General features: G+C 60.8%; 26 protein-coding genes and 1 other RNA gene. 9 read left to right on the top strand and 18 right to left on the bottom strand.

Features of this window, described 5'->3' with window-relative positions; translation table 11 throughout:
* Positions 1-575: 575 nt before the first annotated feature.
* From RE432_RS19585 to RE432_RS19570, 4 genes are all read right to left on the bottom strand, one after another.
* The gene (locus RE432_RS19585) at positions 576-1,571 is read right to left on the bottom strand and encodes an aldo/keto reductase (protein WP_310935191.1); all 996 of its coding nucleotides are present in this window, start codon (positions 1,569-1,571) and stop codon (positions 576-578) included.
* Positions 1,572-1,647: 76 nt separating this feature from the next.
* Positions 1,648-2,631: a tripartite tricarboxylate transporter substrate binding protein gene (locus RE432_RS19580; RefSeq protein ID WP_310935190.1), complete on the bottom strand. Its 984-nt coding sequence runs from the start codon at positions 2,629-2,631 to the stop codon at positions 1,648-1,650.
* 41 nt (positions 2,632-2,672) lie between these two features.
* The gene (locus RE432_RS19575) at positions 2,673-3,938 is read right to left on the bottom strand and encodes a CaiB/BaiF CoA-transferase family protein (protein WP_310935189.1); all 1,266 of its coding nucleotides are present in this window, start codon (positions 3,936-3,938) and stop codon (positions 2,673-2,675) included.
* A 5-nt stretch (positions 3,939-3,943) separates the two neighbouring features.
* The gene (locus tag RE432_RS19570; protein WP_310935188.1) at positions 3,944-4,924 is read right to left on the bottom strand and encodes a hydroxymethylglutaryl-CoA lyase; all 981 of its coding nucleotides are present in this window, start codon (positions 4,922-4,924) and stop codon (positions 3,944-3,946) included.
* A gap of 187 nt (positions 4,925-5,111) precedes the next feature.
* On the opposite strand from RE432_RS19570, the gene RE432_RS19565 reads away from it, so the two are divergent.
* Positions 5,112-6,008 (top strand): LysR family transcriptional regulator, encoded by an 897-nt coding sequence (locus RE432_RS19565; RefSeq protein WP_310935187.1) that lies wholly within the window; start codon positions 5,112-5,114, stop codon positions 6,006-6,008.
* Here RE432_RS19565 and RE432_RS19560 read toward each other — a convergent pair.
* Entirely contained in the window at positions 5,991-6,419 is a 429-nt protein-coding gene (locus tag RE432_RS19560) for a PaaI family thioesterase (protein ID WP_310935186.1), read from the bottom strand. The genes RE432_RS19565 and RE432_RS19560 overlap by 18 nt on opposite strands.
* Before the next feature lie 150 nt (positions 6,420-6,569).
* Here RE432_RS19560 and RE432_RS19555 point away from each other — a divergent pair, with 150 nt between their 5' ends.
* Positions 6,570-7,073 (top strand): copper chaperone PCu(A)C, encoded by a 504-nt coding sequence (locus tag RE432_RS19555; RefSeq protein WP_310935185.1) that lies wholly within the window; start codon positions 6,570-6,572, stop codon positions 7,071-7,073.
* Between the two features lie 75 nt (positions 7,074-7,148).
* Here the strand turns inward: RE432_RS19555 and RE432_RS19550 are convergent, their stop codons facing one another.
* From RE432_RS19550 to RE432_RS19510, 9 genes are all read right to left on the bottom strand, one after another.
* Positions 7,149-7,961, bottom strand: coding sequence for an alpha/beta hydrolase (locus RE432_RS19550; protein WP_310935184.1), 813 nt, complete (start codon positions 7,959-7,961; stop codon positions 7,149-7,151).
* Between the two features lie 49 nt (positions 7,962-8,010).
* Positions 8,011-8,700 (bottom strand): tol-pal system protein YbgF, encoded by a 690-nt coding sequence (ybgF, locus tag RE432_RS19545; protein WP_310935183.1) that lies wholly within the window; start codon positions 8,698-8,700, stop codon positions 8,011-8,013.
* 70 nt (positions 8,701-8,770) lie between these two features.
* On the bottom strand, positions 8,771-9,271 hold the full coding sequence (pal, locus tag RE432_RS19540) for a peptidoglycan-associated lipoprotein Pal (protein ID WP_310935182.1): 501 nt from the start codon (positions 9,269-9,271) through the stop codon (positions 8,771-8,773).
* Positions 9,272-9,304: 33 nt separating this feature from the next.
* Complete coding sequence (gene tolB / locus RE432_RS19535; RefSeq protein ID WP_310935181.1) at positions 9,305-10,615, bottom strand: Tol-Pal system beta propeller repeat protein TolB; 1,311 nt, start codon at positions 10,613-10,615, stop codon at positions 9,305-9,307.
* Positions 10,616-10,630: 15 nt separating this feature from the next.
* Positions 10,631-11,980, bottom strand: a complete 1,350-nt coding sequence (gene tolA, locus RE432_RS19530) for a cell envelope integrity protein TolA (protein WP_310935180.1) — start codon at positions 11,978-11,980, stop codon at positions 10,631-10,633.
* 46 nt (positions 11,981-12,026) lie between these two features.
* A complete protein-coding gene (tolR, locus tag RE432_RS19525) occupies positions 12,027-12,473 on the bottom strand; it encodes a protein TolR (protein WP_310935179.1) in 447 nt (148 codons plus the stop codon).
* The gene (gene tolQ, locus RE432_RS19520) at positions 12,473-13,147 is read right to left on the bottom strand and encodes a protein TolQ (protein WP_310935178.1); all 675 of its coding nucleotides are present in this window, start codon (positions 13,145-13,147) and stop codon (positions 12,473-12,475) included. The genes tolR and tolQ overlap by 1 nt, the downstream gene beginning before the upstream one ends.
* 2 nt (positions 13,148-13,149) lie before the next feature.
* Positions 13,150-13,575: a tol-pal system-associated acyl-CoA thioesterase gene (gene ybgC, locus RE432_RS19515; protein WP_310935177.1), complete on the bottom strand. Its 426-nt coding sequence runs from the start codon at positions 13,573-13,575 to the stop codon at positions 13,150-13,152.
* 26 nt (positions 13,576-13,601) lie between these two features.
* On the bottom strand, positions 13,602-15,335 hold the full coding sequence (locus RE432_RS19510; RefSeq protein ID WP_310935176.1) for a proline--tRNA ligase: 1,734 nt from the start codon (positions 15,333-15,335) through the stop codon (positions 13,602-13,604).
* Between the two features lie 65 nt (positions 15,336-15,400).
* On the opposite strand from RE432_RS19510, the gene RE432_RS19505 reads away from it, so the two are divergent.
* The 3 genes from RE432_RS19505 to RE432_RS19495 are packed head-to-tail and all read left to right on the top strand — an operon-like array spanning position 15,401 to position 18,146.
* A complete protein-coding gene (locus tag RE432_RS19505; protein ID WP_310935175.1) occupies positions 15,401-15,967 on the top strand; it encodes an RNA pyrophosphohydrolase in 567 nt (188 codons plus the stop codon).
* Entirely contained in the window at positions 15,948-16,625 is a 678-nt protein-coding gene (locus RE432_RS19500; RefSeq protein WP_310935174.1) for a response regulator, read from the top strand. Before RE432_RS19505 ends, RE432_RS19500 begins: the two co-directional genes overlap by 20 nt.
* A 3-nt stretch (positions 16,626-16,628) precedes the next feature.
* Positions 16,629-18,146, top strand: a complete 1,518-nt coding sequence (locus tag RE432_RS19495) for a sensor histidine kinase (protein ID WP_310935173.1) — start codon at positions 16,629-16,631, stop codon at positions 18,144-18,146.
* Here RE432_RS19495 and RE432_RS19490 read toward each other — a convergent pair whose 3' ends face one another.
* The 3 genes from RE432_RS19490 to RE432_RS19480 form a co-directional block, all read right to left on the bottom strand.
* A complete protein-coding gene (locus RE432_RS19490; RefSeq protein ID WP_310935172.1) occupies positions 18,147-19,052 on the bottom strand; it encodes an NAD(P)-dependent oxidoreductase in 906 nt (301 codons plus the stop codon).
* A 139-nt stretch (positions 19,053-19,191) separates the two neighbouring features.
* Positions 19,192-20,697: a tripartite tricarboxylate transporter permease gene (locus tag RE432_RS19485; RefSeq protein WP_310935171.1), complete on the bottom strand. Its 1,506-nt coding sequence runs from the start codon at positions 20,695-20,697 to the stop codon at positions 19,192-19,194.
* Positions 20,698-20,710: 13 nt separating this feature from the next.
* Positions 20,711-21,172, bottom strand: a complete 462-nt coding sequence (locus RE432_RS19480; RefSeq protein ID WP_310935170.1) for a tripartite tricarboxylate transporter TctB family protein — start codon at positions 21,170-21,172, stop codon at positions 20,711-20,713.
* 329 nt (positions 21,173-21,501) lie between these two features.
* Here RE432_RS19480 and RE432_RS19475 point away from each other — a divergent pair, with 329 nt between their 5' ends.
* From RE432_RS19475 to RE432_RS19460, 4 genes are all read left to right on the top strand, one after another.
* Entirely contained in the window at positions 21,502-21,906 is a 405-nt protein-coding gene (locus RE432_RS19475; RefSeq protein ID WP_310935169.1) for a hypothetical protein, read from the top strand.
* A gap of 10 nt (positions 21,907-21,916) precedes the next feature.
* On the top strand, positions 21,917-22,231 hold the full coding sequence (locus tag RE432_RS19470; protein WP_310935224.1) for a cell division protein ZapA: 315 nt from the start codon (positions 21,917-21,919) through the stop codon (positions 22,229-22,231).
* Between the two features lie 43 nt (positions 22,232-22,274).
* Positions 22,275-22,457, top strand: a non-coding RNA gene (gene ssrS / locus RE432_RS19465) — 6S RNA.
* A gap of 99 nt (positions 22,458-22,556) precedes the next feature.
* Entirely contained in the window at positions 22,557-23,255 is a 699-nt protein-coding gene (locus RE432_RS19460; protein WP_310935168.1) for an SIMPL domain-containing protein, read from the top strand.
* Here the strand turns inward: RE432_RS19460 and lgt are convergent.
* Entirely contained in the window at positions 23,218-24,003 is a 786-nt protein-coding gene (lgt, locus tag RE432_RS19455) for a prolipoprotein diacylglyceryl transferase (RefSeq protein ID WP_310935167.1), read from the bottom strand. The genes RE432_RS19460 and lgt overlap by 38 nt on opposite strands.
* Positions 24,004-24,035 lie beyond the last annotated feature (32 nt).

The following is a 24,035-nucleotide window of genomic DNA, read 5'->3' as shown; positions in this document are numbered from 1 at the left end:
GGATGGGTGGCCTGGGTACCTGCTCAGAAGTCAAACAATCCAGAGGTCAAACAGTCAGCATTCACCCACGCTTGAGGTCATGCAATGCAGGGCATGACCGCCCAAATACCATGTGCTTCGAGCCACGAACGTTAAATCATGGGCGTTCAATCAAGACGCCATGGCCCAGCGAAGGGTTCAGTCCATTCGCCGGGTGCAGTCCCATCAATGGGTTCAGCCAATCAGACGCTTTACAGGGCTGTCCGGTTGACCGGGGTGGAGGGCGGTTTTCGAAGGCGCCGAATTTAGCGCCGGGCCAGGGGTTCAAGGTCGCGGCTGTTCGAATGCGCGTTATCGGGCCACTGGCCCGAGCGCATGAGTTCCGCGGCCGCCCTGGCCCGGCGCTAAATTCGGGAAGTTCAGGCCGCAGGCCGGAACCGCCTTCGACTAGCCCGATACCCCGGTCAAGCGAACAGCCCGTGTTCAAAGACCTGAACAACCCATGCAAAGGTCTGGGCAACGCATGTATAAGACCTGAACGCACCACGTCACAGACCCAAGCAGCCCGGGTTCAACACCCCATGCAGCAGTGAAGCCTAGCGCCCAAAAAACGGATAGCTGGGATCATTGAACCCCGGCGTAGAAGCATGCCCCGGCGTCACCAGTGCGTCCACCATCGCCTCTTCCTCGGCGCTGATCGACAGATCCACCGCCGGATAATAATCCTCGAGTTGAGCCAGCGTTCGCGGACCTGCGATCACCGCGCTCACGTGGCGATTAGCCAACACCCATGCCGTCGCAAAGTGCCCAAGCTTCACACCCCGCGCCTCGCAATGCGCCTGCAGGCGCTGCGCAATCAGCAGCGACTCTTCGCGAAACTCCGTTTCCATCATCCGCTTATCATTGCGCGCCGCCCGGCTGCCGGCTGCCGGCGTTTGCCCCACCTGATACTTGCCTGTCAACACCCCCCGGGCAATCGGGCTATAAGGCACCACGCCCAGTCCATAATGCGCGCAAGCAGGCAGAATCTCGACCTCTGGGCCCCGATTCAGCAAATTGTAGTAAGGCTGGCATACCACCGGCTGCGGCACATTCAGCTTCTCGCACAGGCGCATTACCTCGGCAATGCGCCAGCCGCGAAAATTCGACAGGCCAAAAGCGCGGATCTTTCCTGTGCGAATCAGGTCGCCCAGCGTATAGACGGCCTCTTCAAGGTTCTCTTCATGAAAGTCCCGGTGCATGTACAACACATCGATATGCCCCGTTGCCAGCCGGCGCAGACTGTTGTCCACCTCGCGTATCATCCAGTGCCGCGAATAATGGGAATGGTTGGGCTGCTTGCCCATGCTGTTGCCCAGCTTGGTCGCCAGAATCCAGTCATCCCGGCCCGCGCCCAGCAGTTGCCCCACCATTTCTTCCGAGGCGCCCTTGCTGTAGACATCGGCCGTATCGATAAAGTTGATACCGTGCTCATGAGCCGAGGCCACGATATTCCTTGCCTCGGCCAGATCGGTCTGGTCCGCGAACATCATCGTGCCCAGGCAAAGGCTTGAAACTTTCAGGTTGCTGCGACCAAGGCGTCGGTATTGCATGGCAGTGTCTCTCTGGGATTGGAATGGATTGTGAACTGACAAAGTTAGCACAAGCTGACACGGCCGCCTATCCTTGCTACTGCAGTTCCATGCCCGAGGCCTTCACAATAGCGGCATATTTCTTCAGCTCCGAGCGGAAATACGCGTCGCTTTCTTCTGGCGGCATCAGGATGATCGTATTGCCCTGCAGGTCCATGCTTTTTTTGACCTCGGCATCGGTGTATGCCTTGCTGACGGCTGCAAAGGCTGCTTTGACCGTCTCCTGGGGCAGCTTGGCCGGCCCGATCAGCGCAAACCAGCCTTCGATGTCGTAATCCGGCAAGCCTTGTTCGGCCACGCTGGGCAGGTCGGGCAGCGAGGGGATGCGGTTCTTGCCGCACAAGCCCACCGCCTGCAGCGCACCGCTCTGGATATGAGGCAGGGCGGCCGGCAGCGACAATACGCCGTAATCGACCTGGCCCGCCAGCAGGGCGCTGGCCATCGGGCCGCTTCCTTTGTAAGGAATGTGCCGGGCCTCGACAGCAGCCTGATTGTTGAACATCTCGGCGGCCATGTGCAAGACGGTGCCGTTGCCCGAGGAAGCATAGTTGTAATCGCCCGGCTTGTCCTTGAGCAGGGCGATCAGCTCCGGTACATTTTTGGCCGGCAAGTTCTTGGGGTTGACCACCAGTAGGAAAGGTGTCGATCCGATGACGGAAATGGGCGTGATGTCTTCGATGGGATCGAAGGGCACCGACTTGTATACGCTGGGGAAGATGGCGTGATTGTTGGATACGACCCCCAGCGTGTAGCCGTCCGGGGTGGATTTGACGAGTGCCGAGGTGCCAAGAATGCCGCCGGCTCCTGGTTTGTTCTCGATCACGACGGTATGCCCGGCCGCCTTGGACCAGGCAGGGCCGGCGGCCCGGACGATGGTGTCCACGCCCGAGCCGGGGCTGACGGGCAGGATCAGGCTGATGGGGCGGTCGGCCTGGGCGAATACGGAAAAGGGCGCGGCCGCCGCGCCGGCGCCGAACGCCGCCAGCAACTGGCGGCGCGTCATATTGATGCTTGTTGTCATGTTTGTCTCCTGTTGTTTTATGGAAAAGCCCGTGCTGTACGTCAGGCAATGGCGCCTTTTTCACGCAGTGTCTGGATGGCTTCTTGTGAGTAGCCCAACTGGGCCAGCAATTCGCCTGATTGTTCGCCCAGCAAGGGCGGGTTCAGGCGTACGCCCAGGCGTTCTCCCGCCATGCTCAGCGGCAGCAGCGCCGCCTGGGTGGTCTGGCCCGTGCGCTCGCCGTCGGTCAGGCGTATGTCGGCCAGCCCGCCTGTGGCCTTCAGATGCGGATCGTCGAAGAGTTCTTCGGGCTTGACGATGGGTGCAAAGGGCAGGCCATGCTGTTCGAAAATAGCCGCCAGCTCGGCCGCGCTGTAGGCCGCCAGCCGTGTCCGCAAGTCGGCCAGCAGGCTGGGTCTTGCACGTACGCGATCATTATTGTTGGCAAGTTCGGGCCGGCCCAGCAGATCGGTGAAGCCAAGGGCATTGCAGAAAACTTGCCATTGGGCGTCGCTGACCGCGGCCAGGAATATCTGCTCGCCGTCCTTGACGGTGAAGACATCGTACAGGGCCCATGCCGATATGCGTTCGGGCATGGGGGCTGCCGGTGTGCCGGTGATCGCATATTGCAGCATGTGCTGGCCGACCAGGAAGATATTGTTTTCGAACAGCGCCGACTGCACTTCCTGCCCCTGGCCGGTGATGCCGCGTTCGATTAGGGCGGCCATGACGCCGATGGCGCCGAACATGCCGCCCATGATGTCGTTGACACTGGTGCCTGCCCGCAAGGGGTCGCCCGGGCGGCCCGTCATGTAGGCCAGGCCGCCCATCATTTGCACGACTTCATCCAGCGCCGTGCGCAAGGCATAGGGGCCGGGCAGGAAGCCTTTCAGGCTGGCATAGATCAGCCGCGGATTGGCTGCGCTCAGCGTGGCGTAGTCCAGACCGTATTGCTGCATCATGCCGGGCCGGAAATTTTCGGCAACCACGTCGGCCGAGCCCGCCAGTTCGCGGGCGATACGGACGCCTTCCGGTGTATGCAGGTCCAGGCCTATGCTTTTCTTGTTCCGGTTGAACATGGGAAAGAAGCCTGCGCCTGCGCCCAGCAGATGACGGGTGCGGTCGCCCTGCACGGGTTCCACCTTGATGACCTCCGCACCCAGATCGGCCAGCACCAGTCCGCAGGTGGGGCCCATCACCATGTGGGTGAACTCAACGACGCGCAGGCCTTTGAGCGGTAGCCGGCGGGCGGCGCCGGAGATGCCAGGGCTGTCCGTTGCAAGGCCTTGGGACGTGGCTGGGCGGGTCGAATCAGCGGATAGGGTCATGGCGTTCAGCAGCGTGATAAGGCGGGACGGGTGGCGGGTTCAAATGTTTTGGGTAGGCCGGCTCGCCACAGGGAACCGTGCAGGGTTTCGCCCGCAAGCCATTGGGCAAGCTGGCCGCGCAGGGCCAGCAGTCCGGACATATCGCATTCCGTCTGGATGCCCATGTCCTCGAGCATGAATACAAGATCTTCGGTCGACACGTTGCCGCTGGCGCCGGGCGCATGCGGGCAGCCGCCGATACCGCCCAGGCAGGCGTCGAAACGGGTGATGCCGGTTCCCAGCGCGGCCACCACGTTCGCTAGCCCCAGGCCTCGCGTATCGTGAAAGTGCGCGCCGTGAAGCCGGTCGCCCACCGCCTGGAGCGCCAGGGTGAAGAGCTTGTCCACCATGGCCGGATTGGCATAGCCCACCGTATCGGCCAGGCTGATGCGATCGGCCCCCGCATCCAGCAAGGCCTGGGCAAGACGCAGGACTTCCGTGGGCTGTACCTGGCCTTGCAGCGTACAGCCAAAAGCGGTTCCCACGCCGCCCTCGATCAGCATGCGCGAGCCTGCGGCGTCGCGAGCGGCGCGGATTCTGGCGACCTCGGCCACGACTTCGTCGGGTGTCTTGCGCAGATTGGCCAGGCTATGGGCATGGCTGGCGGACAAGGGAATCAGCATCAGGTGGGCGCCGGATGCAATGGCGTGTTCCGCGCCTTTCAGATTGGGCACCAGCACCGATGTGCGCAGCAAGGGGAACTGCCGGGCGAAGGCGACCAGTTCGCCCGTGTCGGCCAATTGGGGCAGCAGGCGGGCGGGTACAAAGGACCCGACTTCGATCTCGCGTTGGCCCGCGGCATAGGCCGCCGTCATCCATTCGAGTTTTTTTTCGGTGGGAAGCTGCCGGGCAATGCTTTGCAGGCCGTCGCGCAAGCCTACCTCGCGCACAATGGCATGTTGCGGCCACGATGCGGGAGGACGGGAAGAAGCATAAAAGGAAGTCATGCAGGCAGCCTCAAGCAGATATTGGATTTGACGTAGGTCTATTTTAGGTATTCTTAAAAACAAAGAAAGCGCCAATTAAGAAGCCAATATGTTCCAATACGGAATATCATATGAAGGCAGCGCTGATGGATGGGGCGCAAGCCCGGCGTGCCGGCGCCAGGCCCCACGATGGCTTATGGAGGGAGTAATGCGCGATCTTGACCTGACCACCTTGCGCCTGTTCGTCACGGTATGCGAGACGCGCAGCATTGCCCGCGCGGGCGAGCAGTCGAACATTGTGGGTTCCGCGATCAGCAAGCGTTTGCTGGCGCTCGAGGATGCCGTGGGCGTCAAGCTCTTGATCCGCCGCCGGCATGGGGTAGTGGCCACGCCGGCCGGGGAAACCCTGCTGGAGCATGCGCGTGCCATGCTTGCCAGCGCCGACCGCGTCTGGCGCGATATGCAATCGTACGCCGCAGGCGTAAAAGGGCAGGTCAGGGTTTTTGCCAGCGCTTCTGTGCTGGCCGAATCACTGGCCGATGACCTGGCCGGCTTTCTGCAGCAACCAGAGCATCTGAATATCCAGGTCGATATTGAAGAACGCCTGAGCCTGGACGTGGTGCGCGGGATCAATGACGGGCTGGCATCCGTCGGCATATGCTGGGACATCGCCGATTTTCAGGGCTTGCAGACGCTGCCCTATCGCAGCGACAGCCTTGCTGTGGTCACGCATCCCGACCATCCCCTGGCGCGTTTCACCCGCTTGCCTTTTGCCGCCACGCTGGATTACGAACAGGTGAGCCTGTCGTCCGCCAGCGCCGTGCAGAGCATGCTCAAGCAGGAAGCCATGCGGGCCGGCAAGCCATTGATCGAGCGCGTATTCGTCTCTAACCTGAATGCGGTTCTTCGGGTGGTGCTGGCCAATCTGGCCATCAGCGTTGTTCCGGTCGAGATTGCCCAGGCCTATGTCCAGGCACGCGATCTGCGCATTATTCCGCTTACCGACCACTGGGCGCAACGGCGCTTTGCCCTGTGCTTTCGCGGCGGGGAAAGCCTTTCACCCGCTGCGCGCTTGCTGGTGGATCATTTAAGCGCTGCGCGGTAGCGACCAGGTGCTGATGGCCTGCGCCACCGGCTCGCCGCCCGCCACGGGCACCAGCAGGACCTCGCCCGCGGCCATGCGGCCGGTTTTAAGTATGGTGGCGTGTGCCAACACCCCGCCGGGCGGCGTCTTGCGCAGGAAATTCATGCTCAGGCTGGCGGTCACCGCTTCCGCATTCCCGGTTGCGCCGACAATAGCCGCATACAGCGACAGGTCGGCCAGGCCCATCAGCATCGGCCCGGCAACCATGCCGCCCAGGCGCTGGTGCGAACTGCGGTCGGGCAGTTGCAGTGTGGCGGTGCCGTGCCCGATCTCCAGTACATCAATATTCAGCACCGAGGCAAAGGGATGGTGGCTTTGCAGCAACTGATTGAAATCGGAAATGGTGATTTTTGGAGCAAGGTCGGGTGTCATGTCCTGAGTCCGCAGGGGGTCTTGAGCTACCCGCCATAGTACACTCAATGATTCAACACCGGCCGCGCTTGATATAAGGCAAGCCGCGCCGGGGGTAGACAGCTTAAGCTGCAGCCGTAATGGAAGATTCATTCTAATAAGGAGTTGTGCGTGAAATCACTTGTTCTTGCCGGGCTGATCGCATTCAGCGGCGCAGCGCTTGCCCATGGCGGCCATGGGCACGGCCACGGTGCTTCATCAACGGATTGGCAGGCCCGCGCCGCCCAGGCCAAAACGTCCCAGACGGTCGATGTGTCGGCGTGCTGGATACGCGCCTTGCCGGCGCCCGCGCCATCCGCCGGTTACTTCCTGGTCAAGAATGCCGGCCAGCACGACGTCAAGCTGCAAGGCGCTGCATCGGCCACCTATGGCATGGTCATGCTCCATCAGACCACGCAGCAGGACGGCATGAGCAAAATGTCGGAAACGCACGACATCGTCATTCCGGCGGGCGGCGAGCTGGAGTTCAAGCCGGGCGGTTATCATGCCATGCTGGAAAAGGCGGACACGCCTCCAGCGGTCGGCAGCCAGGTTGCCATGGACTTTCTTTTCGACTCAGGTGAAAAAGCCAGCGCGCAATGCGAGGTCAAGCCGGCCAATACCAAAGCGCACTGATGTGTTGAGTGCGCCGCGCCGGCATCAGGCGCCGGGGCCGCAGTAGACATGACAAAGGGGCATTCAGCCCCTTTGTCATGTCTGCGCCAGGAAATCGGCGACGGTCTGATTGAAGGCCTTGGGATTGGCCAGGTTCATGCCATGCGACGCCAGGGGGATGGTGGCCCGCCGGGCCTGCACGATAGCCTGTTCCAGGATGTCCAGGCGGCTGCCATACCGCGCCGGACTGTTTGCGCCGCCTATCAGCAATACGGGGCATTGCAGGCCGGCGGTGCGCTCCAGTCTGATGCCCAGATTGATTTCGCGTACTTGCGACAACAGCGTATAGGCGTTGTCTTTGACCATGGCCTTGAACCAGCCCACCATCTGCCGCCATGTGCCGGGCCCGTTGACGCCGTCTACAAAATCCGCCAACGCCTTGTCAACCTCGCCCTGCTCGAGCAGGGCGACGGCCTTGGCATGGAATGAAGCCGTTTCGGCTTCGTCATCGACACGGAAGCCCGGATCGGCCAGGATCAGGCTGCGGGTCAGTTCGGGCGCCTGGCATGCCAGTTCCAGCGCAACCTGTGCGCCGCGCGAATGCCCCAGTATGTGGACGGGACGATCCGGGCTGATCGCCCGGATAAGGGTATGCATATCGCGGGTATGCTGGGCGATGCTGAACGACGCGTCTTCCGTGGCAAGGGCTTCCGGCCAAAACCCGCGCAGGCTGGGCGCCACGACGGTACAGCCCTGGCTCAGGGCGGGAATTTGCCAGCGCCAATAACGATAATCACACAGCGAGCCGTGGATAAGCAACAGGACGTCGCCTTGGCCCGCTTGTGTGTAGTGCTGCGAAAATGCTTGATCGAAAAAAGTGTAGCGGGGTAAAGCCAGGTCGGAAGACATGAAAAATCAGCGTGGAATCAGATCGGGGGCCAGAACCGGAATAGCGGTGCTACTGCAGCAGCGTCAGGCGGCTTTTTGCCGTTTCGGCGGCAGATGAGTTGGGGTAGTCCTTGACGATCTTCTGCAGGCTGGCTTTGGCGCCGGACATATTGTTGAGCTCGATCTGGCTCGCGGCGATGACCAGCAGCGCGTCGGGTGCGCGAGGGTCGTCCGGCGAGGCCTGTATCATGGCCTGCAGCCCTTCTATGGAGCCCTTGAAGTCTTTGCTGGCGTAGCGGCTGCTGCCTTGGTAGAAGCGGGCTTCGGGCGCCAGTTGGCTATTGGGGTAGGCGTCCAGGAAGTCGTTGAAGCTGGCTGCGGCTTCTTTGTATTTGCCACTGCGGAACAGGCCCATGGGACCTTCGTAGGCGGCCTGCTCTTGCGGGTCGGCGACCTGGGTCGTATTGCCGCCCGACTGATCCTGGCTGGCGCGCTGCTGAAGGTCGGCTTGCCAGTTCAGTTGTTCCAGCTGCCCGCGAATGCGGGCCATTTCATGCTGCATTGCTTCCATCTGATCGGCCAGTTGAAGCCGCGCCTGCCTGTTCTGATCGGCTTCGCGCTTGACCTGCTCGCGCAGCTCGAGAATCGCCCGCCTGGCCTCGTCATCGGAAAATGCCTGGGCAGGGGCTGTGAAGACGGCCGACAGGGACAGGGTTGCGGTTAACAGCGCAATGCGCAGAGGCTGGGAATAAACGCTCATTTTGGGTTCCGTTCAAATAAAAACGCCGCGGCGGGAGCCGCCACGGCGTTACGGTGACACGTGTTCAGTATTATCGTTGATACACAATATCTGCACGACGGTTTTCAGCGTAGTCGGCTTCCGTGTTGCCCATGGCTTTAGGACGTTCCTTACCGAAGCTGATGGCTTCAATCTGGTTGCTGTTCACACCCAGCAAGGTCATCATGCGGGCAACGGCGTCCGAGCGGCGCTGGCCCAGGGCCAGGTTGTATTCAGAACCGCCGCGTGCGTCGGCATTGCCTTCGACAACGATTTTTTGCTGCGCATGGCTGGTCAGGTACGAAGAATGCATTTCGACCAGGCTGCGGTATTGGTCGGGGACGGTATAGCTGTCAAAGTCGAAGTACACCGAGCGCTGTTGGGCGAGCGGGCTTTGAGGATTGAACGGGTCCATAATCTGCCCCGAGCTGGCCGAGTCGGTACCGCCGGTGCCAGCGCCTGTGCCGGACTGGTCGAGTGGTACCGAACTGCATGCCGCCAACGTGGCGGCAAATGCGGCTATGGTGAGGCTTTTTGCGATGCGCGAGCTCATTTAAGTTCCTTTGAAAAAGAGTCACACTGAAAATTAATTAGTGAATGGTCCCCAGGTTGGTTCGCGTACTTTACCGTTCAGCGCAGATAGTGTTTGGCGGACACGACCGTCGACAGAAGTAACGGCTAAAACGCTGCGACCACCTTGTACAGAACTATAAAGGATTTGCATTCCGTTGGGTGCAAAACTTGGTGACTCGTCATCGGGACCGGCCGTTAGGAGCTGTTCTGAGCCGGAACCCATGTCTTGTAATGCAACACGGAAAGCACCATTCCTTCTTGTAACGTACACCAGGTTGTTTCCGTCTGGCGAGATGGCGGGTGAGATATTGTAACTTCCGTTAAAGGTGATGCGCTGCGCATCGCCGCCACTGACCGGGACCCTGTAGATATGCGGATTTCCGCCCCGATCGCTGGTGAAAACGAGCGATCCGCCATCTGCCGTGTATTGCGGTTCAGTGTCGATCAGCGGCGAACGCATCACGCGGCGCAGGCCGGAGCCGTCGGCATTGATGGTGTAGATCTGCGAGATGCCGTCGCGCGACAGGACGATGGCCAGTTGCTGACCGTCGGGGGACCAGGCGGGCGCGCTGTTATTGCCTTTGAAATTGGCCAGCGGAACGCGTTGGCCCGATGCCAGTGTCTGGACGTATACGACGGGCTTGCCGGTTTCGAAGCTGACATAGGCCAAGCGTTTTCCGTCGGGCGACCAGGCCGGCGAAATAATGGACTGCTTCGAACGCAGCATGACTTGCGGGTTCTGGCCGTCGGCGTCAGCAATTTGTAACTCATACGTGTTGCCGGTTTGCAACACATAAGCCAGGCGCGTCGAGAACACGCCGCGCACGCCGGTGATCTTTTCATAGATGCGGTCGGCGATCTGGTGGGAAATGCGGCGCAGCTCTTTTTCGGTGCCCGAGAAGGCGACGCCATCCAGTTGCGTTTTGCGCACCGTGTCGACCAGGCGATAGCTGACGTTGTATTGCCCGCCCGACTGGGTAATGGAGCCGTAGGCCAGGTAATCGGCGCCGCGGCCGCGCCATTCATCGTGGGCAATGGTGCTTTCGACATTCAGATTGCTGCCGGTGGCGTTGACCAGACGGAACTGCCCGGAACGCGTCAGGTCGGCGCGTATGACTTCGGCCACGTTCTGGCCCTGCGCATCGCCGGCGAAATCGGCAATCGCGATCGGGTATTGTGTGGCGCCGACCCCGGAGATGTCGACCCGCAACTGGGCAAGGGACGGGCGCGCAGCGACAAGGCTGACCGCCAGCAGAAATATTCCCAGAGCCCAGGCGCGCCAGTGCAGGGGCGCGGCGGTTTTTGCTGGAGTGACTGCTGTCATATCTACTATCTCCTGTTAATCGTACATGCGGTAGTCACCCTCGATGGAAGAGGGGTACTTGCCAGAAGGCGGTTTCGGGAAGGGTGAGCATGCCTGTATTCCTTTTCGGACCGCTTCGTCAAAGCGGGGGTTCCCCGACGAGCGGCGAATGCTGACATTTTCTACGGTTCCATCCGATTTTAGCTGTGCCCTGTATTGTACTGTCGGGTTGGCTGAACCTTGCCGTGCCGGTACGTTATAAATCACGCGGGGGCGTACGCAAGCCCGGACTTTGGCCGCGTATCCGCCATCGTTGCCGCCGCCGCCCGCCTGGTTGCGATCGGCGGTGCCGCCCGGTATGCCGGCAGCGCCCAGCGCATCCCCGTGCATGGCTTCGCGGATGGCTTTGAGCTTGGCCGCCTCTTGGGCTTTTTTCTCTGCCGCGGCTTTCTTTTCCGCCGCGGCCTTTTTCTCGGCGGCTGCTTTCTCAGCCGCTTTCTTCTTCTCGGCCGCCGCTTTCTCTGCAGCCGCCTTCTTCTCGGCTTCTGCCTTGTCGGCAGCGGCCTTTTCCGCCGCGGCCTTCTCGGCGGCCGCTTTTTCCGCTGCGGCCTTCTCAGCCGCTTCTTTCTCCGCAGCCGCTTTCGCGGCGGCGGCCTTGCGCTCCGCTTCTTCTTTTTCTTTCTTTTCCGCTTCGGCTTTTTCAGCAGCAGCCTTGCGGGCGGCTTCTTCTTTGGCTTTCTTCTCGGCTTCCGCCTTTTCCGCCTCTAGCTTGGCTTGCCTTTCGGCTTCTTCCTTGGCTTTGATTTCAGCCTCTTGCTTGGCCTTGCGTTCGGCCTCGGCTTTTTCGGCGGCCGCTTTTTCCGCGGCCTCTTTCTCGGCGGCGGCCTTTTCAGCTGCGGCTTTTTCCGCCGCTGCCTTCTCGGCGGCCAAACGGGCTTCCTCTTCTTTTTTTTCGCGTTCCTTGCGTGCTTCTTCCAACGCAATATCGGGATCTACTTCGGGTTCGGGCTGCGGAACGGGCGGCTGCTCGACGGCGGGAGGCGTCGGCTCGGGGGTGGGAGTCGGCTCGGGTTCGGGCTGCGGTTCAGGCTCTGGCTGTGGTTCAGCCGGCTGCTCGGGCTCGACGGGGGGCGTGTCGGGCTGCTCGGCCACATCGGGTTCGGTTTCGGCCTGGGTGTCGGGTTCGGCGGCGGTGGGCGTCGTCCCGTCGGCCCAGAGCTCCACTTGAACCGGGTTGGGGTTCTGGGGCGCGTCAATGAAGCTGAACAGCATGAACAGAAGCAGCGCAGCGTGTATGGCCATCGCGTAGCCCAACCCCCGGCGGTCATCGCGCTGTTCGGGGGTCTGCTCGGATAGTCGGCTTGTATATTTCTTGATTTGCTTCATTGCGTTGCGTGTGGAGCTGCCCGCCGCGTTCAAGGCGGCGGCCCGCTTAGTTCAGTCGTTGTTCGGGATTCGGCTGCTGGTCGACCAGCAGCCCCAGTCGGGTAATGCCGCTGCTGCGCAGTTGATCCATGATCTTCATGACCGTTTCGTAGGGAACGCGCCCGTCGGCGGCGATCACGACCGGGGTATCGGCCGTGATGCGGTTCTGCACTTCGGTGACCAGGTTCTGGCTGTTGATCTGCTCGAACTCGGCCCCGGCGTCCCGCACACGCAACGATATGGCGCCGTCCTCGCTGACCTGGACCTCGACGGGCTTGGTCACGACTTCGGAGGCCTGGCCCACAGAGGGAAGCTCGATCAGCCCGGGCGTGATCATGGGCGCCGTCACCATGAAAATCACCAGCAATACCAACATGACGTCAATATAGGGCACCACGTTGATTTCGTTTTTAAGACGGCGAGAGCGGCCGTTGCCGCCGCGAGCGGATGGCATTAGTGCACCTGCCGTTGCAAGATGTTCAGGAATTCGTCGATGAAGCTATCGAAACGGATCGAAAGCCTGTCGATTTCGTTGGTATAGCGGTTGTAGGCAATGACGGCGGGAATCGCCGCGAACAGGCCGATGGCGGTGGCAATCAGGGCTTCCGCGATGCCGGGCGCGACCGCCGACAGTGTGGCCTGCTGCATGGACGAGAGGCCGATGAAGGCGTGCATAATGCCCCAGACAGTGCCCAGCAAGCCAATATAGGGGCTGACCGAGCCGGCGGAGGCCAGGAAGTTCAGATGCGATTCCAGGCTGTCCATTTCGCGCTGGTAGGTCGCCCGCATGGCGCGCCTGGGACCGTCGAGCATGGCGTCGCCGCCGCCATTGTTCCGGCGGGCCTTGACGAATTCGGTCATGCCCGCGTCGAAAATACGCGCCAGGGCGCCATGCTCGGCACGGCGGGTGGCGATGGCCTGCTGCAACACGGAAAGATCGCCGCCGGCCCAGAAGTCGTCTTCAAAACGGCGCGTCTGGTCGTTGGCGCGTTTCAGTGCGGCGCGCTTGCTGAAAATATACGTCCAGGACAGGATCGAGATGCCCAGCAAGACGAGCATGACAAGTTGCACAGGAATGCTGGCATCGATCAGTAAGGTCAGCAACGACAGGTCGCTAGAGGCTTGCATGGTTATTTCTTGGCCTTTTCCAGTAGGTTTCTGAGTTCGAGTGAGAGGGCGGCAGGACGGAACGTATTGGCGTCAACGCAACAGACTTGGATATCGCTTTCGCACAACAGTTCCCCGGCGCGCATGGCTGCTTGTCGAAAATTGATGGAGGCTTTGCCCACCCGGGTGATTGTGCTGTGTATGGCAAGCAAATCGTCGAGCCTGGCAGGTTTGCGATATTGTATTTCAACGTTCTTTACAACGAATAGACGGAGTTCCTGTTCGGCAAGGGTCGATTGATCCACGCCAAGGCGGCGCAGCCACTCCGTCCGGCCTCGTTCGAAGAACTTCAGGTAGTTGGCGTAATACATCACACCGCCCGCGTCGGTGTCCTCGTAATATACGCGAATATCCAGCCGGGATAGCGATTCGGGTGTTTCTGTGGACATGACTTTCGTTAGGTGGTGTGACTGCGCTATAGCGATTTTAATTGCTCCAGGGCGTAGCCCGCCGCGTCGGCCACGGGGACCTTGTCCGCGGCATCCTGGCGCCGTGCCTGGATCTCGACAATGCCGTCTTTCAGGCCGCGGTCGCCCACGGTGATGCGCAGCGGCACGCCGATCAGTTCCCAGTCCGCAAACATGATGCCGGGCCGGGTGTCGCGATCGTCGAGCATGACATCCACGCCTTGCGCCCGCAGGTCCTGATACAGCTGCTCGGCGGCGTTGCGAACTGTTTCACTTTTGTGCCATCCCATGGGGCAGATCACGACTTCGAACGGCGCAATGGGCTTGGGCCAGATAATGCCTTTCTCGTCATGGTTCTGTTCGATGGCGGCAGCGGCGATGCGGCTGATGCCGATGCCGTAGCAGCCCATTTGCAGCAGGGCGGGCTTGCCGTCGGCGCCCAAAAAGGTAGCGTCCAGCGATTTGGAGTATTTGTCGCCCAGGAAGAACACATGCCCCACTTCGATGCCGCGCTGCATGGCCAACTGGCCGCCTTTCGGGTCGGGGTCGCCCGCCACCACGTTGCGCAGGTCCGCCACCAGTGGTTCGGGCAGGTCGCGGCCCCAGTTGATGCCGGTGTAATGGAACCCTTCGGCGTTCGCGCCGCAGATGAAGTTGCTCATGTTGGCGGTGGTGCGATCGGCGATGACGGTGACGGGCTTGGCCGTATCGATGGGGCCCAGATAGCCGGGCACGCAGCCGAAGGTGTCCAGGATTTCCGCTTCGGTAGCAAAGCGGAAGCCGTCTTCGAAGCCGGCCAGCTTGCCGGCCTTGATTTCATTCAGTTCGTGGTCTCCGCGCAGTAGCAGCAACCATATCCTGGCCGGCGCCGAGCCGTCGGCGCTGTCGGTGGCCAGGACAATGGATTTCACGGTGTCCGACAAAGGCCGGTTCAGTTGCTGCGCGACGATTTCGCACTTGGGCGCATCGGGGGTGGCTGTTTTGCACAGGGCCTCGGTGGCTTCGCCGCGCTGCGGCAGCAGGCAGGGGGCTTCAGCCAGTTCGATGTTGGCGGCGTACTGCGAGTCGGGGTTGTAGACGATCAGGTCTTCGCCGGTATCGGCAATGACCTGGAATTCGTGGCTGCGCGAGCCGCCGATGGAGCCGGTATCGGCAGCCACGGCGCGGAAAGTCAGGCCCAGGCGCTGGAAGATGCGCATATAGGCATCGTACATGGCGTCGTAGCTGGCTTGCGCGGAGGCTTCATCGCGGTCGAAGGAATAGGCGTCCTTCATGGTGAACTCGCGTCCGCGCATCAAGCCGAAGCGTGGGCGGCGCTCGTCGCGGAACTTGGTCTGGATGTGATAGAAGTTAAGGGGCAACTGGCGCCAGCTGTGGATCTCGTTGCGGGCAATGTCGGTAATCACTTCTTCGGATGTGGGCTGCAGGACGAAGTCGCGCTGGTGGCGGTCCTTGATGCGCAGCAGCTCGGCGCCGTATTGCTCCCAGCGGCCTGATTCGACCCAGAGTTCGGCCGGCTGGACGACAGGCATCAGCAGTTCGATGGCGCCGGCCCGGTTCATTTCCTCTCGTACGATGTGCTCGATCTTGCGCAACACCTTCAGGCCCAGCGGCATATAGGTATAGATGCCGCCGGCGGCTTTGCGTATCATGCCGGCGCGCGTCATCAACTGGTGGCTTTTAACTTCGGCTTCCGCAGGTGCTTCTTTGAGTGTATTAATGTGATACTTGCTTGCATGCATGGTGAGGATCTCGACAGATACGTATAATCAACGTTAATTGTATTGAATTCGCTTTGAGGTGGCCCATGTTAGACCGTGAAGGCTACCGTCCTAATGTCGGCATTATCCTCGTAAATCAGAAAAACGAGGTTTTTTGGGGTAAACGTATTCGGGAGCATGCTTGGCAGTTTCCGCAAGGGGGCATCAAGTACGGGGAAAGTCCCGTGCAAGCCATGTACCGCGAGCTTCACGAAGAAGTGGGCTTACGGCCCGAACATGTTCGCATATTAGGCCGGACGCGTGACTGGTTGCGCTATAACGTGCCGAGCAATTTTGTTCGGCGTGATTCGCGCGGCCACTATAAGGGACAGAAACAGATCTGGTTTTTGTTGCGCATGGTGGGGCGCGACTCTGACGTCAGCTTGCGGGCAAGCCATAGCCCCGAATTCGACGCCTGGCGCTGGAGCCAGTATTGGGTGCCGCTTGATGCCGTCATCGAGTTCAAGCGCGAGGTCTATACCCTGGCGCTGAACGAGCTGGCCATGATCCTGTTCAAGCGTGGGCAGGAAACCCGTTATTTGCGGCAACGCGTGCAAAATCAGCGCTCACTGCCAGCGCTGGAAGGCAAAGGGCATGCGCGTACTGCTGGTTGAAGACGAGCGGGAAATGGCTGCCTGGCTGGAAAGGGCGCTTGCGCAAAGCGGGTTTCTGCCCGAGCACGCGCCCGACGCCCACACCGCTGAAATGCTGTTGGCCGCATCCAGCTTCGATGCGGTCATCATGGATTTGCGCCTGCCCGACAAGCACGGCCTGGTGCTGTTGCGTGAAATGCGCAACCGGGGCGACGTCACCCCGGTCCTGATCCTGACCGCCCAGGGGGCCTTGCAGGATCGTGTGCGCGGCCTGAATCTGGGCGCCGATGACTTCCTGACCAAACCCTTTGCGCTGGAAGAACTCGAGGCCAGGCTTGCCGCGCTGGTGCGCCGCAGCCGCGGCCGGCAGACGCCGCGCATGCAGTGCGGCTCGCTGACTTACGACAGCGAAAGCCGGGCGTTCGGACTGGACGGCGCCATTTTGCATCTGACCCCGCGCGAGCACGCCGCCCTGGCGGTGCTGGTGACCCGCAGCGGCATGCCTGTGGAGAAACATCAGTTGTACAACCGCGTGTTCGAACACGATAGCGATGCCAGCCTGGACGCCATCGAGGTCGTCCTGCACCGCCTGCGCAAGAAGCTGGCGGGCAGCGACGTGCATATTGTCACGGTTCGCGGACTGGGCTACATGCTTGAAAGCATCAACGCAAATGTTTGACGCATGGCCTGGTTGACGAGTAAATCACGCGGCAGCATACGGTTCTGGCTGCTGGCCCTGCTGATCCCCGGGACGGTGGGATTATTGGTGTATGACAGCTGGAATGATTACCATGCCTTGAAGCTGGTCACCAGCGAGGTCTACGACAGCGCCTTGCTGGAGCCAGCCAAGGTCCTGGAAACCAGCGTCGAGTTCAATCCGGATGGTTCCTTGCGCATCGACCCGCCATTCTATGCGCAGGTCATGCTGGAGTCCCGCGCGGGCAATCGCAAGTATTTCAGGGTCGAGGAAGTCACGCCGATTGCGCTGTCGCTGGCCGGCACCCAGGCCCAGCACCTGGAAGGCAAGACTTTGCTGGGCATGCAGGGCCTGCCGCGGCCGGAAGTGCTGGCCGACAACGAAGGCATGCCGGTTTTCTATAACGCCATGTACCGCAACGACGAAGTACGCATGGTGGCGCTATGGCGCGACTTGCATTACAACGGCATGCACCGGCAGGTCATCGTGCTGGTCGGCGAAAGCATAGACATGCGTTTGCGCACGCAGCAGCAAGCCTGGCGCCAGGGGCTGTTCCGGGATGCGCGCATGCTGGTATTGGCTGTATTACTGGTGTGGTTCAGCGTGGCATGGGCTTTGCGTCCGTTGCAGGAACTCAGGCGTGAAATCAAGGCGCGCGACATCGATAACCTGCTGCCGCTGGATGCCAACCAGGTACCGCATGAAGTGGTGCCCATGGTCAGGGCGGTGAACCATCATATCGACTTGTACCGCAAAGTGCTGGGCAAGCAGGCGCAATTCCTGGCCGATGCGTCCCACCAGTTGCGCACGCCGCTGGCGATCATGCGCACGCAGGCCCAGTATGCGAAGCGCGAACCGGATATCGCCCGGATGCGGGAAACCCTGGGCGCCATTGTTCAGCAACTGGGGCAGACCTCACGGTTGACCGAGCAACTGCTGTCTCTGGCCCATGCCAGCGGCAGCGACATGGCGCCGCAGGGCCGGGTGGACCTGAATGTGCTGGCGCGCGAGGTTGTCCTGTTGTACTTGCCGCTGGCGCGCGAAAAACGCCAGGACCTGGGGTGGGTCGATTGGGCCGATCATGCCGGCAATCAGCCCGATGGCGAAACGGACGGGGGCGTGTGGGTCCAGGGCAGCGACGCTGAAATCCACGAGGCGCTGGCCAACCTGGTACACAATGCCATCAACCATGCCGGCGAGGGCTGCGACATCACCGTTGCCGCGGGGGCCGACGGCCAGGACGCCTGGCTCAGCGTTTGCGATAACGGCGTCGGACTGGATCCCTCTTTGCGTGAAAGCGTGTTTCTTCGCTTCGACCGCGGCGGCCTGGGGCGCAAGGGCCCGCGCAGCGGCGGTTCGGGGCTGGGCCTGGCCATTGCGCTGGCGTATGCCGAGCGCAACCGGGGCACCATCGTGCTTAAAGACGGCGACCCCTCGGCGGACGGAGGGGTCGGTTTATGTGCCGTACTGAAGCTGCGCAGGCAGAAGCCCGCGGCGGTGTGATCAGTCCCGCAGCCGTTTGATCAGGCTGGACGTATCCCAGCGGTTGCCGCCCATTTGCTGGACGTCTGCATAGAACTGGTCGACCAGGGCGGTAACCGGGACCCGGGCGCCATTGCGCTTGGCTTCGGACATGACCAGGCCAAGATCCTTGCGCATCCAGTCGACGGCGAATCCGAAATCGAATTTGTCTTCGATCATGGTGGCGCCGCGGTTTTCCATTTGCCAGCTTTGGGCGGCGCCTTTGCTGATCACGCCAAGAACCTGCTTCATGTCGAGTTGGGCGGCCTGGCCGAATGCGATGGCCTCGGAAAGCCCCTGAACCAGGCCGGCAATGCAAATCTGGTTGACCATCTTGCAAAGCTGGCCCGCGCCGGGTTCGCCCAGCAGCGTTACGGCCTGCGCAAAATTCAGGGCCAGGGGCCTGATGGTGTCGAAATGGGCTTGCTCGCCGCCGCACATGACGGTCAGGGCGCCGTTGACCGCGCCTGCCTGGCCGCCGGAGACCGGCGCATCGACAAAGCCTGTGTTCTGTTGCTTGGCCTGTTGATAGAGTTCGCGCGCAACCTCGGCCGAAGCCGTGGTGTGATCGACCAGGATAGCGCCCGCGCCCATGCCGGCCAGCGCGCCGTTTTCACCCAGTATGACGCTGCGCAAGTCATCGTCGTTGCCGACGCAGCAGAACACGATGCTGGCGCCCTGTGCCGCTTCTTTTGGAGTGCGGGCGGCTTTGCCACCAAACTCTTTGACCCACGCCTCGGCTTTTGCGAACGTCCTGTTGTATACCGTGACGGTATGTCCGGCCTTGGCAAGGTGGCCCGCCATGGGGTAGCCCATGACGCCCAGGCCCAGAAATGCAACGTGGGCGGCAGGCTGAGCCTCGTAGGTCCGAGCATTGATGGAAGGCATATCGTTGTTCTCCGTTAGATTTAAGTTGTGGTTTGCTCCGCCCATAAGATTAACTCAATACGGCGCATACAAAAAACCCACCGGCATGCTGTACGTGCCGGTGGGTCGGATGTCGGGGAAATCCGGCGGGATTAGGGCATCAGCCCTCTTCCACGAAGGCTTCTTCCCGTTTCTTCTTGATGGACGGCAAGGCGACCAGCACCACCAGGATGGCAGCGGCAATCAACAGGGACAAGGACAGCGGCCGAGTCACGAACGTGGTGTAGTCGCCCCGCGCCAACAGCAGCGCGCGCCGGAAGTTTTCTTCCATCATGGGTCCGAGCACCAGGCCCAGCAGCAGCGGCGCCCCTTCACACTTGAGCTTGGTCCAGATATAGCCCAAGAGGCCGAAAGCCGCTGTCATCCAGATATCGAACACGTTGTAGTTCAGCGTGTAGACGCCGATCGTGCAGAACACCAGAATGGCAGGGAAGAGAATGCGGTACGGCACGTTCAGCAGCTTGACCCACAGCCCGACCAGCGGCAGGTTCAGGACCACCAGCATCAGGTTCCCGATCCACATGGATACGATCAGGCCCCAGAACAGTTCCGGGTGGCTGGTCATGACCTGCGGGCCGGGCTGGATGTTGTGGATGGTCATGGCGCCGATCATGAGCGCGGTCACCGCATTGCCCGGAATACCCAGTGTCAGCAGGGGAATGAACGATGCCTGCGAACCGGCGTTGTTGGCGGACTCGGGACCCGCCAGGCCGGCAGGGTGTCCTTTGCCAAAGCGCTCGGGGGTCTTCGACAGCTTCTTTTCCAGGGTATACGAGGCGAACGACGACAGCACCGCGCCGCCGCCAGGCAGAATGCCCAGTGCGCAGCCCAGCGCTGTGCCGCGCACGACGGCGGGCCAGGATTCTTTGAACTCCTGCTTGTTCGGATAAAGCGTGCCGACTTTTCCGGTCAGGTCGACGCGCTGGTCCTTCAGTTCCAAGTTGCTCATGATTTCAGCAAAGCCGAAAACACCCATGGCCACGGCGGCAAAGTCGATCCCGTCCTGCAATTCGGGGATGCCGAAATCGTAGCGGGCCACGCCCGAGTTGACGTCGGTGCCGACCATGCCCAGCAGCAGGCCAAGCAGAATCATGCAGATTGCCTTGGGCAGGGAGCCCGATGCCAGCACCACGGCGCCGATCAGGCCCAACACCATGAGCGAGAAGTATTCGGCGGGGCCGAACTTGAACGCGACCTCGGCCAGCGGCGGTGCGAAACCGGCAATGACCAGGGTGGCGACGCAGCCGGCAAAGAACGAACCCAGCGCGGCAATGGCCAGCGCGGCGCCCGCCCGGCCGTTACGGGCCATCTGGTGGCCGTCGAGCACGGTGACCACCGCCGACGTTTCACCTGGCAGGGCGACCAGAATAGCGGTTGTGGAGCCGCCGTATGCGGCACCGTAATAGATACCGGCCAGCATGATCAGACCGGCAACCGGCGGCAACACATACGTGATAGGCAGCAGCATGGCGATGGTCGGCACCGGGCCAACGCCGGGCAGCACGCCAATGAGTGTTCCGAGGATGCAACCCAGCAGGCAATAGGCCAGGTTTTCCATGCTGAGCGCGACCGAGAAGCCCAGCATCAAATGTTCGAGTAATTCCATTTTCCGGCTCTCCTTAATTGCCTAGAAAGCTGGGCCACAAGGGGAAGATCAGACCGAGTCCCTTGATAAACGCAAGCCATACAAACAAAACCAAAAATATCCCGGTCAATACCGAGACCTTCCAACTGAACTCGTGGCTGGCGAAGCTGCTGCCTACGACCAGCAGGAAGACCGTCAGGTAGACACCCAGGTAATTCAGCAATACGCCGCTGAGCGCCACTGAACCGATCACGATGAAAGCAATTTTCCAGTCGAATTTTTCAACTTCGGTCTCGGTCGCCTTGGACGACAGGGCGCCAAGGGCGACAATGGCGCCGAGCAGGGCCAGTAATACGCCCAACCAGAAAGGAAAGTAGCCCGGACCCATACGCGCCGCGGTGCCCATGGAATAGCTGGCTGCACCCAGCGCAAATCCGACGCCTAAGGCGACGAACATGATGCCGGACCAGAAGTCCTGTTTGTTTTTGAGCTGCATGTTGACGAAATCTCCCTGACAGCATGATGAAACGGGTGTTTACAGCGCCTTTGGCCGCCAAAATGGAGTGCGGATTACAACGGCAAGCAAACGCCAAAAGGTGAAGCATGGTAATGGACAGGGGGTGTGCTGAAAACCCCGATTTGCCCTCAGTTGTCTAGGGTTTACCCCGAATATGCATGGTTTTTTCATATTGTGGCAAGGTGGCGGTGGCCATACACCGTGTTTTGAAAGATTATTGAAAGGCTATGGAAAGAGCTGTGAAAGGTTATGATTGGTTTTCATTTTTCCCTATCCACATTCTGTCGTGATGGTTTACGATAACGCCCATGTTGCAAGATCTTGATTCTCTCGCCGCCCGTATCGGGCAAATGGTGCAGTTCACGCGTCAACTGCAGAACGAACGCGCCGCTTTGCAGGCACGCCTGAAAAGCATGGAGCAAGAACGCGATGCGTTGCGCGATCAGTTGCAGCGCCGCGAGGCCGATTACGTTTCCGTGTCCGAGAACATGGCGGCGCACGAAGCCCAGGTCCGCACACTGCAGGCCGAAGCGGGGGCGGCGCAGGCTTCCTTGCAAAATGAAGCGGCCCACTACAAAGCCGAATACCAGACCGCGCAGCAGCGGCTTGCCGCAAGCCAGGCCGACACCTCACGCCTGCGTCTGGTGGCAAACAAGGCCAAAGAACAGATCGATTCTATATTGGTGCGCCTGCCCGGCGCGCCTCAGGAGTAAGTAAATGGCCATGGAGCGCGTCGACGTATCCATTTTGGGGCGTGACTATTCTTTGGCATGCCTGCCCACGGAAAAAGAGGCCTTGCTGGCAGCGGTGCGCCATGTCGACCAGCGCATGCTGGGGGTCAAGGGTTCGGGCAAAGTGTCCAGCAACGAACGCATCGCCGTCATGGCCGCCATCCAGATCGCCGGCGAGCTGCTGACCATGCGGGCGCCCGACGGCCCGCTGGGCAATGTTGCGGTGGGTGACTTCAAGCGTAAAATCGACGATATGAATGACTTGCTCGATCAGATCGCGACGCCGGCCCTTCAGCAACAAAAATAACCGACTTAGTTTTCCGAATACACGCTTTGTGTGTTCAAATAGTTAAACCCTGCGGTGTTCGTGACTTGGCCATACATTCCTTGAACCAATGCTTATGGCATTCAGGTTGCTGGATTGACAAGTGGGCGTGATCTTCGTTTACGAAGAACCCGAAGCTTGACTGAAGGCGACCACCTTGGACCTCAGGTTCCAGGATGCCGGCCTTGACGGCACAGGCGGGGCCATTTTTTCAAAGCTCGTCTTCGGACGGGCTTTTCCTTTATGGGCGACCAATATGTATCTTTCCACGCAAAAACGTAAATGGCTGTTAGGTTTGGCGCTGTGCATGACCGCAGGCGCCGTGGCGCTTCCCGCCGCGGCCCAGAAGCACGGCGACGGCCCTCATGTAAAGCAGAAATGGCCCCAGGCAACGCTGCAGGCCGAGGCCAATGCGGAAATCGCCCAAGACACCGTAAAGATCACCCTGGCGGCAGAACTTACCGAGGCGTCGCAGACGGCAGTGGCCGATGCCTTGACGAAAGTATTGCAAGACACCATGAAGCAGGCCAAAGACGGCGCCAAGGGCAATGCCGCCATCAAGGTCACCAGCGGCAACTATCGGATCTGGCCCATGAACGACAAAGATGGAAAAATCACCAACTGGCGCGGCCGGGCCGAAATATTCCTGGAGTCCAGCGATTTTGCGGCGGCATCCGAGCTGGCTGCTTCGGTGAGCGACCGCATGCCCGTCGCCAATCTGGGTTTTTCGGTTTCGCCGCAAGCCCGCGCCAAGCAAGAGGAAGCCTTGCTGGCCAAGGCGGCACAGGCTTTTCGTGATCGCGCACAGGCCCTGACCGATGCCTTCGGCTTTGCCGGTTACAGCATCAAGGAAATCAATTTAGGCGGCTCGGGCGCCCGCTACGAGGCCGCGCCCCGCATGATGGCCATGGCGGCCGACAAGGCCAGCGTGCCGCTCGAAGGCGGCACGGAAATGGTCAGTGTGTCGGTCAATGGTTCGATTTTTTTGCACTCAGCACAAAAATAATCACGCCGGCCAGCACCATGGGCAGCGACAACAGCTGACCCATGGACAAGCCCCCGGCCAGCAGCCCCAGGTACTCGTCGGGTTCGCGCGTAAATTCCACCAGGAAGCGGAAGATGCCGTAGCCCATCAGGAACAGGGCGCTGATCTGGCCGGTCGGGCGGGGCTTGCGCGCAAACCACCACACCAGGGCAAACAAGACAAAACCTTCCAGCCCCATTTCATAAAGCTGCGAGGGATGCCGGACCAGGCCATCGCCGGTTTGCGGGAAGACCATGCCCCAGGGGACGTCTGTGGGGCGTCCCCATAGCTCGCCATTAATGAAATTGCCCAGGCGGCCCGCGGCCAGTCCCAGGGGAATCAGCGGAGCGATGAAGTCGCCGATTTCCAGCAGCGTCCGCTTGCGCTTGCGGGCGAACAGGAACAGCACGGTGATCACCCCGATCAGGCCGCCATGGAACGACATGCCGCCTTGCCATAAATAAAAAATTTCGATCGGATTGGCCAGGTAATCGCCGGGTTTGTAGAACAGCACATAGCCCAGCCGCCCGCCCGCCACAACGCCCAGCACGCTATAGAAAATCAGGTCTTCCAGATCGCGCAAGGTCAGGTCGGTTTTGCCCTGCTGAATGCGCCAGCGCCCCAGCAGCCAGACCAGTGCGAAGCCGATCAGGTACATGAGCCCATACCAGTGCACGGCAATAGGGCCGATCTGCAAAGCAATGGGGTCGATTTGGGGATATTGCAGCATAGAGATGTTGTCCTGATTGAATATGGCCGATA

It is taken from the genome of Pusillimonas sp. SM2304, assembly GCF_031628915.1.
Lineage (GTDB): Bacteria > Pseudomonadota > Gammaproteobacteria > Burkholderiales > Burkholderiaceae_B > Pusillimonas_C.
This window is presented reverse-complemented; position numbering and strand designations above follow the sequence as displayed.

Coding starts and splice junctions, on each gene's coding strand:
- pal (WP_310935182.1), bottom strand. CDS start 9,271: ATGAGCTCGCGCATCGCAAAAAGCCTCACCATAGCCGCATTTGCCGCC.
- RE432_RS19500 (WP_310935174.1), top strand. CDS start 15,948: ATGCGCGTACTGCTGGTTGAAGACGAGCGGGAAATGGCTGCCTGGCTG.
- RE432_RS19550 (WP_310935184.1), bottom strand. CDS start 7,961: ATGTCTTCCGACCTGGCTTTACCCCGCTACACTTTTTTCGATCAAGCA.
- RE432_RS19495 (WP_310935173.1), top strand. CDS start 16,629: ATGGCCTGGTTGACGAGTAAATCACGCGGCAGCATACGGTTCTGGCTG.
- RE432_RS19565 (WP_310935187.1), top strand. CDS start 5,112: ATGCGCGATCTTGACCTGACCACCTTGCGCCTGTTCGTCACGGTATGC.
- tolB (WP_310935181.1), bottom strand. CDS start 10,615: ATGACAGCAGTCACTCCAGCAAAAACCGCCGCGCCCCTGCACTGGCGC.
- RE432_RS19570 (WP_310935188.1), bottom strand. CDS start 4,924: ATGACTTCCTTTTATGCTTCTTCCCGTCCTCCCGCATCGTGGCCGCAA.
- ybgC (WP_310935177.1), bottom strand. CDS start 13,575: ATGTCCACAGAAACACCCGAATCGCTATCCCGGCTGGATATTCGCGTA.
- RE432_RS19470 (WP_310935224.1), top strand. CDS start 21,917: ATGGAGCGCGTCGACGTATCCATTTTGGGGCGTGACTATTCTTTGGCA.
- tolR (WP_310935179.1), bottom strand. CDS start 12,473: ATGCCATCCGCTCGCGGCGGCAACGGCCGCTCTCGCCGTCTTAAAAAC.
- tolA (WP_310935180.1), bottom strand. CDS start 11,980: ATGAAGCAAATCAAGAAATATACAAGCCGACTATCCGAGCAGACCCCC.
- RE432_RS19585 (WP_310935191.1), bottom strand. CDS start 1,571: ATGCAATACCGACGCCTTGGTCGCAGCAACCTGAAAGTTTCAAGCCTT.
- lgt (WP_310935167.1), bottom strand. CDS start 24,003: ATGCTGCAATATCCCCAAATCGACCCCATTGCTTTGCAGATCGGCCCT.
- ybgF (WP_310935183.1), bottom strand. CDS start 8,700: ATGAGCGTTTATTCCCAGCCTCTGCGCATTGCGCTGTTAACCGCAACC.
- RE432_RS19460 (WP_310935168.1), top strand. CDS start 22,557: ATGACCGCAGGCGCCGTGGCGCTTCCCGCCGCGGCCCAGAAGCACGGC.
- RE432_RS19475 (WP_310935169.1), top strand. CDS start 21,502: ATGTTGCAAGATCTTGATTCTCTCGCCGCCCGTATCGGGCAAATGGTG.
- RE432_RS19480 (WP_310935170.1), bottom strand. CDS start 21,172: ATGCAGCTCAAAAACAAACAGGACTTCTGGTCCGGCATCATGTTCGTC.
- RE432_RS19490 (WP_310935172.1), bottom strand. CDS start 19,052: ATGCCTTCCATCAATGCTCGGACCTACGAGGCTCAGCCTGCCGCCCAC.
- tolQ (WP_310935178.1), bottom strand. CDS start 13,147: ATGCAAGCCTCTAGCGACCTGTCGTTGCTGACCTTACTGATCGATGCC.
- RE432_RS19560 (WP_310935186.1), bottom strand. CDS start 6,419: ATGACACCCGACCTTGCTCCAAAAATCACCATTTCCGATTTCAATCAG.
- RE432_RS19575 (WP_310935189.1), bottom strand. CDS start 3,938: ATGACCCTATCCGCTGATTCGACCCGCCCAGCCACGTCCCAAGGCCTT.
- RE432_RS19485 (WP_310935171.1), bottom strand. CDS start 20,697: ATGGAATTACTCGAACATTTGATGCTGGGCTTCTCGGTCGCGCTCAGC.
- RE432_RS19505 (WP_310935175.1), top strand. CDS start 15,401: ATGTTAGACCGTGAAGGCTACCGTCCTAATGTCGGCATTATCCTCGTA.
- RE432_RS19510 (WP_310935176.1), bottom strand. CDS start 15,335: ATGCATGCAAGCAAGTATCACATTAATACACTCAAAGAAGCACCTGCG.
- RE432_RS19580 (WP_310935190.1), bottom strand. CDS start 2,631: ATGACAACAAGCATCAATATGACGCGCCGCCAGTTGCTGGCGGCGTTC.